13 protein-coding genes are annotated in these 14093 nt (G+C 43.3%); 7 read left to right on the forward strand and 6 right to left on the reverse strand.

From position 1 onward, the window contains the following. The first annotated feature begins 235 nt into the window (after positions 1-235). Both porV and ispF read left to right on the forward strand, forming a co-directional pair. Positions 236-1387, forward strand: coding sequence for a type IX secretion system outer membrane channel protein PorV (porV, locus tag ACFS6H_RS01550; RefSeq protein WP_386094380.1), 1152 nt, complete (start codon positions 236-238; stop codon positions 1385-1387). 156 nt (positions 1388-1543) lie between these two features. Then, positions 1544-2023: a 2-C-methyl-D-erythritol 2,4-cyclodiphosphate synthase gene (gene ispF, locus ACFS6H_RS01555; RefSeq protein WP_386094383.1), complete on the forward strand. Its 480-nt coding sequence runs from the start codon at positions 1544-1546 to the stop codon at positions 2021-2023. A 37-nt stretch (positions 2024-2060) separates the two neighbouring features. Here ispF and ACFS6H_RS01560 read toward each other — a convergent pair whose 3' ends face one another. The 3 genes from ACFS6H_RS01560 to tsaE all read right to left on the reverse strand — a co-directional run bounded on the left by ACFS6H_RS01560 (position 2061) and on the right by tsaE (position 4856). Continuing rightward, positions 2061-2693: a hypothetical protein gene (locus ACFS6H_RS01560; RefSeq protein WP_386094386.1), complete on the reverse strand. Its 633-nt coding sequence runs from the start codon at positions 2691-2693 to the stop codon at positions 2061-2063. Between the two features lie 475 nt (positions 2694-3168). Continuing rightward, positions 3169-4383, reverse strand: coding sequence for an alanine dehydrogenase (locus ACFS6H_RS01565; RefSeq protein WP_386094389.1), 1215 nt, complete (start codon positions 4381-4383; stop codon positions 3169-3171). A 47-nt stretch (positions 4384-4430) separates the two neighbouring features. Continuing rightward, complete coding sequence (gene tsaE / locus ACFS6H_RS01570) at positions 4431-4856, reverse strand: tRNA (adenosine(37)-N6)-threonylcarbamoyltransferase complex ATPase subunit type 1 TsaE (protein ID WP_386094392.1); 426 nt, start codon at positions 4854-4856, stop codon at positions 4431-4433. Between the two features lie 156 nt (positions 4857-5012). Here tsaE and ACFS6H_RS01575 point away from each other — a divergent pair, with 156 nt between their 5' ends. Further along, the gene (locus tag ACFS6H_RS01575) at positions 5013-7169 is read left to right on the forward strand and encodes a heavy metal translocating P-type ATPase (RefSeq protein WP_386094395.1); all 2157 of its coding nucleotides are present in this window, start codon (positions 5013-5015) and stop codon (positions 7167-7169) included. A 65-nt stretch (positions 7170-7234) separates the two neighbouring features. On the opposite strand, the gene ACFS6H_RS01580 is transcribed toward ACFS6H_RS01575, so the two are convergent. Then, positions 7235-8407 (reverse strand): trans-sulfuration enzyme family protein, encoded by a 1173-nt coding sequence (locus ACFS6H_RS01580; RefSeq protein WP_386094397.1) that lies wholly within the window; start codon positions 8405-8407, stop codon positions 7235-7237. A 270-nt stretch (positions 8408-8677) separates the two neighbouring features. Here ACFS6H_RS01580 and pheS point away from each other — a divergent pair, with 270 nt between their 5' ends. Beyond that, on the forward strand, positions 8678-9709 hold the full coding sequence (gene pheS / locus ACFS6H_RS01585; protein WP_386094400.1) for a phenylalanine--tRNA ligase subunit alpha: 1032 nt from the start codon (positions 8678-8680) through the stop codon (positions 9707-9709). 205 nt (positions 9710-9914) lie between these two features. On the opposite strand, the gene ACFS6H_RS01590 is transcribed toward pheS, so the two are convergent. Beyond that, positions 9915-10289 carry a winged helix-turn-helix transcriptional regulator gene (locus ACFS6H_RS01590; RefSeq protein WP_386094403.1) on the reverse strand — a complete coding sequence of 125 codons (375 nt, stop codon included), beginning with the start codon at positions 10287-10289 and terminating at the stop codon, positions 9915-9917. Positions 10290-10387: 98 nt separating this feature from the next. Here ACFS6H_RS01590 and ACFS6H_RS01595 point away from each other — a divergent pair, with 98 nt between their 5' ends. The 3 genes from ACFS6H_RS01595 (at position 10388) to ACFS6H_RS01605 (ending at position 13037) form a co-directional block, all read left to right on the forward strand. Beyond that, the gene (locus ACFS6H_RS01595) at positions 10388-11041 is read left to right on the forward strand and encodes an NAD(P)H-dependent oxidoreductase (protein WP_386094405.1); all 654 of its coding nucleotides are present in this window, start codon (positions 10388-10390) and stop codon (positions 11039-11041) included. Positions 11042-11106: 65 nt separating this feature from the next. Further along, complete coding sequence (locus ACFS6H_RS01600; protein WP_386094408.1) at positions 11107-12192, forward strand: YARHG domain-containing protein; 1086 nt, start codon at positions 11107-11109, stop codon at positions 12190-12192. A gap of 338 nt (positions 12193-12530) precedes the next feature. Further along, positions 12531-13037 carry a lipocalin family protein gene (locus ACFS6H_RS01605; RefSeq protein WP_386094411.1) on the forward strand — a complete coding sequence of 169 codons (507 nt, stop codon included), beginning with the start codon at positions 12531-12533 and terminating at the stop codon, positions 13035-13037. An 82-nt stretch (positions 13038-13119) separates the two neighbouring features. On the opposite strand, the gene ACFS6H_RS01610 is transcribed toward ACFS6H_RS01605, so the two are convergent. Then, entirely contained in the window at positions 13120-14088 is a 969-nt protein-coding gene (locus tag ACFS6H_RS01610; RefSeq protein WP_386094413.1) for a TraR/DksA family transcriptional regulator, read from the reverse strand. Positions 14089-14093: the final 5 nt, after the last annotated feature.

The following is a 14093-nucleotide window of genomic DNA, read 5'->3' on the forward strand; positions in this document are numbered from 1 at the left end:
AATGTGTTAGTGGCGGGGATAAAAAAAATCAATTTTATTCATCAGGTAAACAATAAATAGTATCAACAGGCGTTCCTTAGGGCAATAAAACAATTAATTGCCGTTGCCATTTTTTGCAGTAAACCCTTGGCGGTTTGGCCAACTTGTTTTAAAAGTTTTTATTTTAATACTATTCTTGTTATAAAGCATTTTTATATATATTTATATTTGCAACCAATCATTTAAATACTAGCTAATGAGATCAAGATCCTTAAAACTAACTGCTGCTCTATTCTTTGCTTCTGCTTTTTCCCTGTCAGCTTACGCGCAAAACAACCGGATCAATGTAGTGACCACTGCTGTTCCGTTTTTACGTGTGGCCCCTGATGCCCGCTCCAGCGGTATGGGTGATATTGGCCTTGCCACTTCCCCCGATGCATCTGCAGGTTTCTGGAATATTGGTAAAGTAGCCTTTAACGAGTCAAAAGGCGGCCTGGTGGCCACTTATTCTCCCTGGTTAAAAGATATTGTAAACGATGTTTACCTGGCATCTCTTTCCGGTTTTTATAAAATTGATGAAAACTCGGCACTGAATCTGGGCTTCCGTTACTTTAATTTAGGTGATATCCAGTTCACGGATGATAACTCCAATAATATTGGCAGCGGCCGTCCCCGTGAGTTTGGTATCGATCTGGGCTACTCCCGTCGTTTATCTTCTAAATTAGGCCTGGGTGTTAGCTTACGTTATATTAACTCCGACCTGGCTGCCGGTGTAGGCTCAGGCGGTTATACCTATAAAGTAGGTAGCGCTATTGCGGGTGATATCGGCTTATTTTACGATAACAAGAACGAAGCCGGTAATGGTTTTGCCTTTGGCGCACAGTTAAGCAACCTGGGTACCAAAATAGCCTATACCGACAATGCCGATGCAAGAGACTATATCCCTGCCAACTTGGGCCTGGGTGCTACTTATACTAAAAACTTCGACGATAAAAACAAGATCACTTTCGGTATAGACGCTAATAAATTATTAGTACCTACTCCTCCCGAAAACCTGAGCGACCCTAACGCTTTAAACGATTACAGAAGCAAAGCGGTTGTAGGCAGCTGGTTCAGTTCATTTGGTGATGCCCCGGGTGGTTTTGGCGAAGAAATGAGAGAGTTCCAGCTTTCTGCCGGTGCCGAATACTGGTATAACAACCAGTTTGCCTTACGTGCCGGTTATTTCTACGAAGATAAAACCAAAGGTAACCGTCGCTATTTCACTGCCGGCCTGGGTTTAAAATACAATATCTTCGGTATCAACTTCTCTTACCTGGCTCCAACAGGAAGCGGTGTCACCAGGATCCCGCTGTCAAACACGATCCGTTTATCGGTAGCGTTTGATTTTGGCAACAATGCAGATTAATTTGTAAAGTTCTTATACAAGTAAAGCCCCTGCAAAGGGGCTTTTTTATTTACAGGCAGTTTAAAATATATAACCGTCACCGGGCTGTATATTTGCGCAACAGGCTCCCGCATCAGATAACAGCATAAATATTTCCATTATAAAATAGTAAGCACTATGTCATTTCGTATAGGTTCAGGTATCGATTTTCACCAGTTAGTAGCAGGCCGCGATCTGTGGATCGGTGGGGTAAAAATCCCCCATCATAAAGGCGCACTGGGACACAGTGATGCAGACGTGTTATTACATGCCATCTGCGATGCTTTATTAGGCGCACTGGCCCTGGGTGATATTGGTGTGCATTTCCCCGATACCAGCAACGAGTTTAAAGATATTGACAGCAAAATATTACTGCGTAAAACAATTGAACTGATACATGCAGAAGGTTATAAAGTAGTGAACATTGATTCATCCCTATGCCTGGAAGCACCCAAAATTAAACCCCATGTGCCGGCCATGCAGGAAACCATTGCCGGTATTGCCGGTGTAACGATTAAAGATGTATCCATTAAAGCCACTACTACCGAAAAAATGGGTTTTGTGGGCCGTGAAGAAGGTTTGGTGGCCTATGCTACGGTATTACTGGAGAAAGTATAATAGTTCTGTTTCCTGAGGTTAGTATAGATTAAGTTAATTATGGAAATTTTACTTCATCCCGGGGGATAAAAAAACCTTTGATACAATTTAGATTACGAATACATATCTGAATATGATTTTTGGATTGAATGCCTGCGCCTTCAAACGCCGGTCCTCCTTCAGTAAAAATTCCTCTTGTCGTATCAAAATATTGTAATGCACTATTTCCATGAGCATCAATATCATTCTGAATTTTTTCTGCCATTTTTTGATGCATATATTCGATTACAGCACAGTCTAACTCGCGTAAAATCAGATCATGATGTTTGTCATTGGCTAGATTCTTATTTTGAGGCAATTCTTTTTGCAAGAAGGCAAAATCATCCTTCATTAAAGCATAGTATGCTGAAATAATATCAATGAATGCTGAATCAGTAAAGTCAAGACAATGATTTAATTGCAAAACTACACCCAATACTGCCGGTTTAGTCAACCCTCCTCTTTTCTTTTTATCCTTCGCCCATTTCAATGCCCTTTCATAGTTATTCTCCCAAACATAAAAACCATGACCCAGCCAGTCAAATGTTTCCTGGCTTTTTTTAACTGAATTTGGGTTTTGCACAAGGTGATTACGTATTGATTCATCACATCCATGAAAACCAATAATTAGATTTGGTCTACTGTTGTACATTATTTAGAAGCGGAAACAACTTTGCTTAAGTTGGAATAATGGCTGGTGAGATTTTCGTTCTTTGTCAAGATTTTAGCCGACTTCAAAGAGATAACAACCTGAGACCTTTTTTTGGGTTCAGCTTTAATCTGCTTTGCCAAGTCAGATAAAAGACGTTTTTGATTGTTACTCATAAATTATAATTTGTTTGTAAAATTATGAAAAATCCTAAAAATACAATAATGCCTTTTATACAATTACATTTAAATTATAATATAAAACGGTCATTACTTATTGGTTATTTTAAAGATAGCTGTAATTTATCAAAGTAATAAAAAGTTTGAATGTAGTATTACAGCTGAAAGGCTGCGCCGCTTAGGCGGAAATACTTTATGTGCAGCATAGCCATAGCAGCCGGACATAAAGTATTGCAGCCGGGCGGCGAACTGCTGCTGATGCAATTACTGTTGCTGACAGCCCCAGATATTACTGCAATTTACCGCCTGCTGGCAATGAGCAGGTTGAGGTCGGTGTATTTTAAATCGAAACGCTGGCTTAAATAAAAATTGGTCAATGCCCCTTTGAATAAATAGATGCCGCTGCGCAAATGCAGTTTATGCCAGACCAGTTTTTCAAAGCCGCCTTCTTCCCCTGCTTCCAGTATCAAAGGCATCAGTACATTACTGATGGCCTGCGAAGCAGTACGGGCAAAGCCGGAGGGAATATTGGGCACACAATAATGTATTACCCCGTATTTCATAAAAATAGGGTGTTCGTGACTCGTGATCTCCGAAGTTTCAAAACAACCGCCGCGGTCAATGCTTACATCCAGTATCACTGAGCCGGGACGCATATTGCTCACCATCTCCTCGGTAACCACCATGGGCGTACGGCCTGTATGCGAACCCAAAGCGCCCACCGCCACTTCACAGGTTTTTAATTGTTTGGCCAGCAGGCGTGGTTCTATTACAGAAGTCCACATACGCTGGCCTATATTGTTTTGTAAACGTTTTAAACGGGATACACTATTGTCAAACACTTTTACCGAAGCGCCCAATGCCAGGGCCGCACGGGCGGCATATTCACCTACGGTACCGGCGCCAATGATAATAACCTTTGTAGGGGCAATGCCGGATATACCACCCAGTAAAACACCCTTGCCATGGTTGGCCGAGCTAAGGTATTGCGCCGCGATGAGCATTACCGCACTGCCGGCTATCTCACTCATGCTGCGTACAATGGGGTAAGACTCTGTTTCATCCATCAGGTTTTCAAAAGAAATGGCCGTGATGCGTTTTTCCATCATACTGGCCAGTATCTCGGTCTTTAAAACGGATAAATGAATAGGGGAAATAATTACCTGGTTGTATTGTAAAAGCGGCAGGTCATCTTCAATAACCGGGGCGCTTTTTACCAGTATGGGCGCTTTAAATACTTCGGCACGGTCGTATACAATTTTGGCGCCTGCTTCACTGTAATCCTTATCCCTGAAATGGGAGGCATCACCTGCATTATGCTCTATCATTACCTGGTGGCCGTTGCTCACCAGTACACTTACCGCATCGGGGGTTAAGGCTATGCGGTTTTCCTGGAAGGCTATTTCTTTGGGAATGCCTATCATCATGCCTTCGGCTTTAGGCTTAATATCTAAAGTTTCTTCCAGGGTTTCGTAACTAAACGAAGTGCTTATTAGCGGTTTGTGCTGACTCATGTAGTAGTTTAACAATAGCAACCATTAGCATTGCTCACCAAAATTACTTAATTCTGCGTTATGCTGCACCGGCAGGTATCCGCATTTATACGTTCAAGATGAACATGTACCGTACCGGGCGGAAATAATGCCGGCGCTTTTTCGGGCCACTCCACCAGGCAGATATAACCGCTGTACAGGGTATCTTCTACCCCGGCCTGTATGGCTTCGGCTTCATCACGCAAACGGTACAGGTCCATATGAAAAATGGCCCTTTTGGTGCCGTTACAATCGTACACATATTCGTTAATAATAGAAAAGGTGGGACTGCTTACCACCGACTGTACTCCCTTGGCTATACACAGTTGTTGTATAAAAGTGGTTTTACCCGTGCCCATGGGTGCATGAAAAGCAAATATTTTGGCATCGCCGGCCAGGCTCCAGAATTGCGCTGCCGCCTGTTGAATGTTTTGCAACGTAAATTCAAAAATCATACTGCAAAAATAGCTTTAATAGCAACGTTGTTGCTTTATTATTCCCTGCATGGTAAATAAGCCGTTTTTAATTGAAGTAACTTTGTACTATCAAACGGTATTGATACCGTAAACCAATACAAGCCGCCTATTGTTATACCATAACGAATCAATATTATGCCAGATACAGCAACAGCACATAACAAAAAAATAGAATGGAAGGTAGAAGGAATGGATTGCGCCAACTGTGCCCTCACCATTAATAAGTACTTGGAAAAAAAAGGGCATAAGAACGTAAAAGTAAATTATGCTACCGGCGATGTGATATTTGACGCAGCCGGTAATATGGATGAACAGCAGTTAACAAAGGACCTCCACGGCCTGGGTTATACCGTTTTATCCGGCACCGGCGATCCGCATGCGGGTCATGACCATCCCAAAAGCAAATGGACCCATTTACGCCGCTTCTGGATCTGCCTGCCTTTTACCCTGGTGCTTATGTTACACATGATACCCGGTGTACATATTCATTTTTTAATGAACCCCTGGGTACAGCTGGCGCTTTGTTTACCGGTATTCATTATCGGTATGAGTTTTTATGGCCCCAGCGCCTGGAAAAGTATCCGCAACGGCATTCCCAATATGAATGTACTGATCGCCATTGGCGCTACCGCAGCCTTTGTGTACAGCCTGGCAGGTACTTTATTTAACCTGGGCGCCGGTTATATGTATTACGAAACGGCCGCTACCATCATTACCCTGGTATTCCTGGGTAATTATATGGAAGATAACACGGTACAATCTACCCAGAGATCACTGAACGCCCTGGTAAAATCGCAGAAAGTAACGGCGAATATGATCGCTTTTGACGATAAATACGAGGAGCAAATATTCCCGGTAGACAGTGATAGCCTGCGGGTAGGCGACCTTGTACTGATAAAAAACGGCGAACAGGTTCCCGCAGACTGTAAGATACTCTGGGGTGATGTACAGGTAAGCGAAGCCCTGCTGACCGGCGAAAGCGAACCCATTCATAAAAAAGCAAAAGATATACTGGTAGGCGGCAGCCTGGTGCTGGAAGGCACCGTAAGGGCACAGGTAACAGCCGCTGGCAACGAAACAGTTTTATCCAATATACTTAACCTGGTAAAACAGGCACAGGGCGAAAAACCGCCGGTTCAGCAAATGGCCGACCGTATCAGCGCCATTTTTGTACCCACTGTATTAGGTATAGCCGCCCTTACTTTTATTGGGAACTGGATCTATTTAAAAGAACTGGCCCCGGCTTTAATGAATGCCATTGCCGTACTGGTCATTGCCTGCCCCTGTGCCATGGGCCTGGCCACACCGGCCGCCATTGCTGTGGGCCTGGGACGCGGCACCCGTAATGGTATATTGTTCCGCAATGCCAAAAGCCTGGAGCTGTTTAAAAATATTAAACAGGTAGTGTTTGATAAAACAGGTACGCTTACCACCGGCGATTTTGCTTTATCCGGCTGGCAGGTAACCGGTAATATAACCGAAGAAATGTTTAAAAACATTGCCTTCTCCATTGAAAAATATTCCAACCACCCCATTGCCAAAACCATTGCCCGTGAATGGAAGGCAGGTACACCCATCCGCTGGCAAAAGATAGAGGAGATAAAAGGCCTGGGCATGCAGGCACAGGATATGGAAGGTAATACCTATATGGCCGGCTCCTGGAAGGCGGCAGCGAAACTTACAACTGATGACAGCCATAATGTTTACATTATAAAGAATAATGAATTACTGGGCTGGATAGATGTAAGAGACGAACTGCGACCCGAAGCCAAAGAAGTGGTCAGTTATTTACAAGGCAAGGGCATTAAAACCATTTTACTGAGCGGCGACAGGCAACAGAAAGCCGGTGAACTGGCCGGGCAGGTAGGTATTGATACCGTTATTGCCGAACAGACACCGGAACAAAAACTGGCCTATATCACCGAGCAAAGCGCCCATACGCCTACCGTAATGGTGGGTGATGGCATTAACGATGCACCGGCCCTGGCCAAAGCCACTATCGGGGTTTCCATGAGCGACTCTTCGCAGGTAGCCTTGCAGACTGCCTCGGTGGTATTAATGAACAATGGTTTAAAAAACCTGCCCATGGCATTGGGACTTGGCAGGCATACCTATATCACTATCAAAGAGAACCTGTTCTGGGCTTTCTCCTACAATATTGTAGCCATCCCGGTTGCGGCTTTTGGCTTACTGGGTGTGTATGGTCCAACCTACGGGGCTTTGATCATGGCCCTCAGCGATGTGGTGCTGGCTATTAACAGCGCCCGGTTATTTGTAAAAAAAGTGAAGTAATATTCTTTTAAATAAAAAAACGGTTAGCTGATGCTAACCGTTTTTTTTATGCTGTTCATTTGTTATTACGACTGTTGCAAAGCCTGCTCAATATCCGCAATAATATCATCAATATGCTCCAGGCCTACCGATATACGGATCAGGCCGGGTGTAATACCTACGGACTGTCTCTCTGCTTCACTTAATTTGGAATGCGTGGTGCTGGCCGGGTGCGAGGCAATACTGCGGCTGTCGCCCAGGTTATTGGTCATGCTCAGCATTTGTAAGGCATTTAAAAACTTACGGCCGCTGTCAATACCACCTTTTAGTTCAAAACTTACAATACCACCACCATTACTCATTTGTTTTACAGCAATGGCATGCTGCGGATGTGAAGGCAGGAAGGGGTATTTTACCCGGCTTACTTTTTCATGTCCTTCCAGGTGTCTGGCCAGGGCCAGGGCATTGGCAGCATGGGCATCCATGCGTATAAATAAGGTCTCTAAACTTTTCGATAAGGTCCAGGCGTTAAAGGCGCTTAAGGACGGCCCGGTATTGCGGATGAATAAATACAGCTGGTATACCAGGTCTTTGGGACCAACGATCACACCGCCCAGTACACGTCCCTGGCCGTCAATAAACTTGGTGGCAGAATGTAATACCAGGTGCGCACCATATTTAATCGGCTGCTGCACGGCCGGGGTGGCAAAACAATTGTCCACCACAAACAGTATATTATGCTTGCGGCAGATATCACCTACCAGTTGCAGGTCAATAATGTCCAGGCCCGGGTTGCTGGGCGTTTCCAGGTATAACATTTTGGTCCGGGGGGTGATCAGCGCTTCTATTTCTTCGGGTTTGGTCATGTCGAAATAGCTGTGTGTAATACCCCATTTAGGTAAGTACTTTGTCAATATGGAGTGTGTACTGCCAAATACCGCCGATGCGGAGATCACATGATCGCCGGCGCTTAAAAAGGTCATAAAGGAGGCAAATACGGCAGCCATACCCGTAGCGGTGGCCACGCCATCCTCGGCTCCTTCCAGTTGTACAATTTTATTCACAAACTCATCTACGGTCGGGTTTTTAAAACGACTGTAAATATTTACATCCAGGGTATCATCTTCAAAAGCGGCGGCCATGTCTTCGGCCTTGTCGTATACAAAACTGCTGGTTAAAAACAAGGGCGTCGCATGTTCTTTCTGTGCGGTACGTTCAGTCTGCAGGCGTATGGCCTGCGTGCGGGGATGTTGTGCCATGATAATAAAAGGCTTTAAATAAAGGAGTGCAAAGATAAGCAGGGGGAACAATTTGAAAATTAGTTAATTTGAGAATTAAACTTTGGATGAGCTGAAGGCTGAAGGCTGAAGGCTGAAGGCTGAAAGCTGAAAGCTGAAAGCTGAAAGCGGCATGTAACTTAACATTAAACCTAAAACCTTAAACTTTAAACTATTTGAACCTTTGAACTTTTGAACCTTTAAACTTTTCAACCTTGCCTCTTTGCTTTTAAAACTTATCTTTGCGCCCTTATGCAGCAACTGTTACAACAAATTGACGCTTATAAACAGGAAATGACCGCTTATGCGGCCACCACGGCGCAGGAGCTAGAGGATTTCCGTATTAAATACCTGGGTACCAAGGGTATTGTAAAGGCCATCATGGGCGAAATGAAAAACGTTCCGGCCGAACAGAAAAAGGAAGCCGGCTTATTGTTAAACGAGTTTAAACAATTTGCCGAAGCCACTTTCGAAACCCTGCAACAGGCCATCACCCCGGCAACAACCGGCGCGGCTGCGGGTATCGATCTCAGCCTGCCCGGCGACCCTGTACCCATGGGCGGCCGTCACCCCATTACCCTGATGCGTAACCGCATTGTATCTATCTTCCAGCGCCTGGGCTTTGCCGTAGCGGAAGGACCAGAGATTGAAGATGACTGGCATAACTTTGGCGCACTCAACCTGCCGGCCCACCACCCTGCCCGTGATATGCAGGATACTTTTTACATTCAGCAAAACCCCGACTGGGTATTGCGTACCCATACCAGCAGTGTACAGATACGCGAGATGGAAAAAGGCAAACTGCCTATCCGTATGTTAATGCCGGGCCGTGTGTACCGTAATGAAACCGTGAGCGCCCGCAGCCATTGTTTCTTTCACCAGGTGGAAGGTTTGTATATCGATGAGAATGTTTCCTTTGCCGACCTGAAACAGACCCTGTACTTCTTTGTAAAAGAAATGTATGGTAAGGATGTAAAAGTGCGTTTCCGCCCTTCTTACTTCCCCTTTACCGAGCCCAGCGCCGAAATGGATGTAAGCTGTTTTATCTGCGGCGGCGAAGGCTGTAATATCTGTAAAAAAACCGGCTGGGTAGAAATTTTAGGTTGCGGCATGGTACACCCCAATGTATTGCTCAACTGTAAAATAGATCCTAATAAATACACCGGCTTTGCTTTTGGTATGGGTATTGAAAGGCCGGCTATGCTCAAGTATGGTATCAACGATATCCGTTTGTTCAGCGAGAATGACCTGCGCTTTTTACAGCAGTTCAGCAGCGCTATCTGACGACGCTAACGGATCAACTATATTTTTACAAAGGATGGCTTCGGTCATCCTTTTTTATTGGGGGCTCTCATCGTTCTGTTCTCTTATCAGCCGTAGTTCCCGCTTTTCGCTGCAAGTCCTCGCCCCCCTGCGTCGGGCCTGCGGGCTTTTCGCTCCAATCGGGCAGCCCTTGAGCTTTACAAAAATTATATTTTAGATAACCTGTTTATCTAAGATGTATAAACTTACCCTTCTCCATAGCTATTTTATTACCCAACGCTGTAATTACTTCCAAAAGAGGGATGAATGATCTTCCAAAATCAGTCAGGTTATAAACAACCTTAACAGGCGGTTTTTTCCCAAAAACCCTTCTTGAAACTAATCCATCTTTTTCTAATTGTTTCAATTGTAAACTCAATGTCATTTCTGTTATAGCAGGGTTTTCTTTGTGTAATTCATTATATCGTTTTGCTCCACTCCTCAAATGATAAAGAATTACGGCCTTCCATTTCCCTCCTATTAAATCCATTGTCAGGCTGACTGTACAAGGATATTTCTTATCCTTAAAGGCAACATAATCACTTAAACATTCTATTTTCATTTTACTCTTTTTAACCTATCAAACCTGATAGTTATTGTATATGAAATATACTAAAAATAGTTTTGTAGCTAAAATTATTATAGTATAAAATAACAATTATGAAAATACTTATTGTATTCGCACATCCGGAAGAAAAGAGTTTCAATGCAGCCATGTTTCAAACAGCAATAAAAACTTTAGCAAAAGAAGGCCACGAAGTGAAAATTTCCGACTTATACAAAATGAATTTTGATGCGGTCAGCGGAAAAGAGAACTTCACGATATTAAAAAATCCGGAATATTTTAAACAGCAGGAAGAAGAGCTTTATGCTTCACTGGACAACACATTTTCAGTTGAAATTTCAGCTGAGCAAGAAAAAGTAGAATGGTGTGACGTGATGATCTGGCAATTCCCGTTATACTGGTTTTCTGTTCCCGCTATCTTAAAAGGATGGACAGATAAGATTTTTTCTATGGGCAAATTTTATGACAATGGAAAAATTTTTAATACTGGCTATTCAGTCGGCAAAAAAGCAATGCTTGCTATAACAACTGGCGGGCCTGAAAAAAATTATGTACATGACAAGTATGGAGACATTCATTCAATACTGTTCCCCATAAGCCGTGGGATATTTGAATTCCTGGGATTTTCGGTTTTGAAACCAGAAGTAGTATATTCGGTTGAGCGTTTATCGCAGGAACAACGGAAAACAGTCCTGGACAATTGGGCGCAAAGATTGAAAAATATTGATAAAGAAAAAATACTGAATTAAAAGCATCCCAGCTAATAACCCCGGTACTCATCAACATTAGCAGATATTTTATGAAACCGATACAAATGACAAGACCCCTATTTATACTATTCCTTATCCTCATAAACTATTCCATCTTCGCCAATGATGGCGCTTTCTTTGCAAAAGGCAACCAGCTCATCCCTATTACCGAAACGGATATCAGCGTTAAAAAAGAAATACTAACCCTAAAAAAGATCAGGAACCAGTTTATAGAGGTAACCGTTTATTATGAGTTCTTTAATCCAAAGGAAGCAAAAAAAGTGACGGTTGGGTTTGAGGCTTTTTCACCGGAAGGAGATGTAGATGGTGCACCGAAAAACGGGCACCACCCGTATATGAGGGATTTTACGGTGGAATTGAATAACGCCATCCTGAAATATAATGTGGCCTATGTTGCAGACTCCATGTATAATAAAAACGGAAAAATAAAATCCTTAGACCTGGCCAAATTTGAAGGGAGCAAAAGTGGCAATAATGTCGACTTTTACTATGTGTACCATTTTGAAGCCAATTTCAAAAAAGGCATCAATATCATTAAACACACGTATAACTATGACCTGTCAGGCTCTATTGATTACAATTATAATTTTGAATATGTTTTAACGGCTGCCAATCGCTGGGCCAATAAACAAATAGACGATTTTACGCTGATCGTTGATGTTGGGGAATTTGAAACCTTCTCCATTAATAAGTCCTTCTTTAAAACAGCCAATGAATGGCTGATTAACGGCATCGGGAAAACCGAAGACATTAAAGGCAGTAAAAATTCATTCATTGAACAGGATGCGTTAAAGTTTCACCTGCAAAAAGGCAACCTGGTCTTTCAAAAAAAGAATTTCAAGATCAATGGTGACCTGTTTTTGTATGCGCAAAATGTTTTAGGATTTGAGGACCTGGCATACCTCCCTTTCTCTTACTACCAGGAAGACAATATACATGCTCCTCAAAATGATCTTCAAAGAAAGGTTTTAAAAAACCTGCCCTTTGCCAGGCGGGGTTATGTTTTTCAAAACCAGGAGCTGAATGCTTTTTATAAAAACATGGATTGGTATATCCCCAATCCCAACTATGAGCCCAACATAGAAATTCTTACAGATGGTGAAAAGAAATGGATAGAAAAATGGAAATAAAAAACAGGGCTTATTAAAAATACTTTTATCAAACAATCCATATTGCTGATCCTGAAGAATTTCCTGATAAAAAATCCAACCTGTTTCTGCAAATATTATGTATGTTCAGTACACTTCAAAAGGCCCAATAGCATTCCTACCGCTGAACGGAGCGTCGCAACTAAAGCCCAATCAGGGAACCGAACGCTGGCGATCCTGATATTGTTATATACAAACCTCTTTTACAACTGCTTAGCAACAACTTCCCTTCGTGTAAGTGCCATTTTTTTTACGGTATTGTTTTTGGTTATGGTATAGAAGCGCAAGCGCTATCATTGTATCATGTAAAAAGCCCTCTTATGTCAATTATCAGTACCCTTACCTCCCTGTTTAAGAAACAAACTATCCCCGCTGGGGTAAAAGCCGTTGAAAATTTTAATGTAAAAAAATACCTGGGTACCTGGTACGAAGTGGCCCGCATTGATTTTAAGTATGAAAAAAACCTGAACAATACCACCGCTACCTATTCCCTGAATAAAGATGGCAGTATAAAAGTGGTGAACAGGGGCTATAATTATAAAACCAATACCTATAAAAAATCGGAAGGGAAGGCCGTGTTTGTAAAAGAGAAAAACACAGGCATGCTGAAGGTATCTTTCTTCGGGCCTTTCTACGACGGCTATAATGTTTTAGCCATTGACGATGCCTATACCCATGCCCTTGTCTGCGGCCGCAACCACGATTATTTGTGGCTCCTGTGCCGCCAGCCCAATATGTACGAGGCTATCAGGGACAGGTACCTGAAAATAGCAACGGCCAATGGCTTTGATATTAACCGGTTATTATGGGTGGTGCATGATCAGTAAAGTGATATGTAAGAAACATATACTAAAAACAAAAGCGTTTAACCCGGGGTTAAACGCTTTTGACTATAGGGTAATAAGTTCATTACTTGTTCATGCCCTGTTTGGCCTCAATGCTTAAAGTAGCATGCGGCACCGCACGTAGACGGGCTTTGTCAATTAACTTACCGGTTACACGGCAAATACCATAGGTTTTGTTTTCAATACGCATCAGGGCTTTTTCCAGGTGATCAATGAAAGTGATCTGGCGGCTGGCCATCTGGCTAAGCTGCTCACGTTCCATACTCACACTGCCGTCTTCCATGGTCATATAACGGGCCTCGTCCATATCACCACCTTCATCACGACGGGTAATCAGGCCCTGGAGGTATGCCAGCTCTTTTTTAGCGGCATCTAACTTACGCATGATAATTTCTTTAAACTCGGCTAAATCCGCGTCCGAGTAACGAATAATAAGTCCTGATTGTTCCTGCATGGGGTCTAATACTGATTTTGTAAATTCGGGTTCATATTTAACCGCACTTTTTGTTGCAATTTTCGGGATCACAACTTTGGCGGGTTTAGGGGGTGCTTTTTTAAGCACCTGCTTTGGCTGTGGTTTTACCGAAACCAAAGACTGGAATTCGTGTTCGGGTTGTTTGGGGGCTTCTTTTTTTGCCGGCGCTGCTGCTTTTTTTGCTACTGGCTCAGCCGGTTTTGCTACCGGTTTAGGCGCTGGCTTTTCAGCAACTTTTGGTGCAGGTGCTGCTTTTACAGCAGGCTTGGGCGCTGGTTTGGCCGCTACTTTTTTAGGAGCAGGCTTTGCAGGTGCCGCTTTTTTAGGAGCGGGTTTGGCCGCTGCCTTTTTAGGGGCTGGTTTAGCTACCGGTTTCGCCGCTTTTTTAGGAGCAGGCTTTGCAGGCGCCGCTTTTTTAGGAGCGGGTTTTGCCGCTGCCTTTTTGGGGGCTGGTTTAGCTACCGGTTTTGCTGCTTTTTTGGGAGCAGGCTTTGCGGCCTTTTTGGCCACAGGTTTTGCGGCCGGTTTTTTTACTGCAGGTTTTTTCTTAGTTGCCATACAAA

It is taken from the genome of Terrimonas rubra (assembly GCF_042686025.1).
GTDB lineage: Bacteria > Bacteroidota > Bacteroidia > Chitinophagales > Chitinophagaceae > Terrimonas > Terrimonas rubra.

Bases quoted from the DNA above. Each gene is read 5' to 3' on its own strand.
- ACFS6H_RS01590 (WP_386094403.1), bottom strand. From the start codon at position 10,289: ATGAAAATAGAATGTTTAAGTGATTATGTTGCCTTTAAGGATAAGAAA.
- ACFS6H_RS01565 (WP_386094389.1), bottom strand. From the start codon at position 4,383: ATGAGTCAGCACAAACCGCTAATAAGCACTTCGTTTAGTTACGAAACC.
- porV (WP_386094380.1), top strand. From the start codon at position 236: ATGAGATCAAGATCCTTAAAACTAACTGCTGCTCTATTCTTTGCTTCT.
- pheS (WP_386094400.1), top strand. From the start codon at position 8,678: ATGCAGCAACTGTTACAACAAATTGACGCTTATAAACAGGAAATGACC.
- tsaE (WP_386094392.1), bottom strand. From the start codon at position 4,856: ATGATTTTTGAATTTACGTTGCAAAACATTCAACAGGCGGCAGCGCAA.
- ACFS6H_RS01600 (WP_386094408.1), top strand. From the start codon at position 11,107: ATGACAAGACCCCTATTTATACTATTCCTTATCCTCATAAACTATTCC.
- ACFS6H_RS01610 (WP_386094413.1), bottom strand. From the start codon at position 14,088: ATGGCAACTAAGAAAAAACCTGCAGTAAAAAAACCGGCCGCAAAACCT.
- ACFS6H_RS01605 (WP_386094411.1), top strand. From the start codon at position 12,531: ATGTCAATTATCAGTACCCTTACCTCCCTGTTTAAGAAACAAACTATC.
- ACFS6H_RS01575 (WP_386094395.1), top strand. From the start codon at position 5,013: ATGCCAGATACAGCAACAGCACATAACAAAAAAATAGAATGGAAGGTA.
- ACFS6H_RS01560 (WP_386094386.1), bottom strand. From the start codon at position 2,693: ATGTACAACAGTAGACCAAATCTAATTATTGGTTTTCATGGATGTGAT.
- ACFS6H_RS01580 (WP_386094397.1), bottom strand. From the start codon at position 8,407: ATGGCACAACATCCCCGCACGCAGGCCATACGCCTGCAGACTGAACGT.
- ispF (WP_386094383.1), top strand. From the start codon at position 1,544: ATGTCATTTCGTATAGGTTCAGGTATCGATTTTCACCAGTTAGTAGCA.
- ACFS6H_RS01595 (WP_386094405.1), top strand. From the start codon at position 10,388: ATGAAAATACTTATTGTATTCGCACATCCGGAAGAAAAGAGTTTCAAT.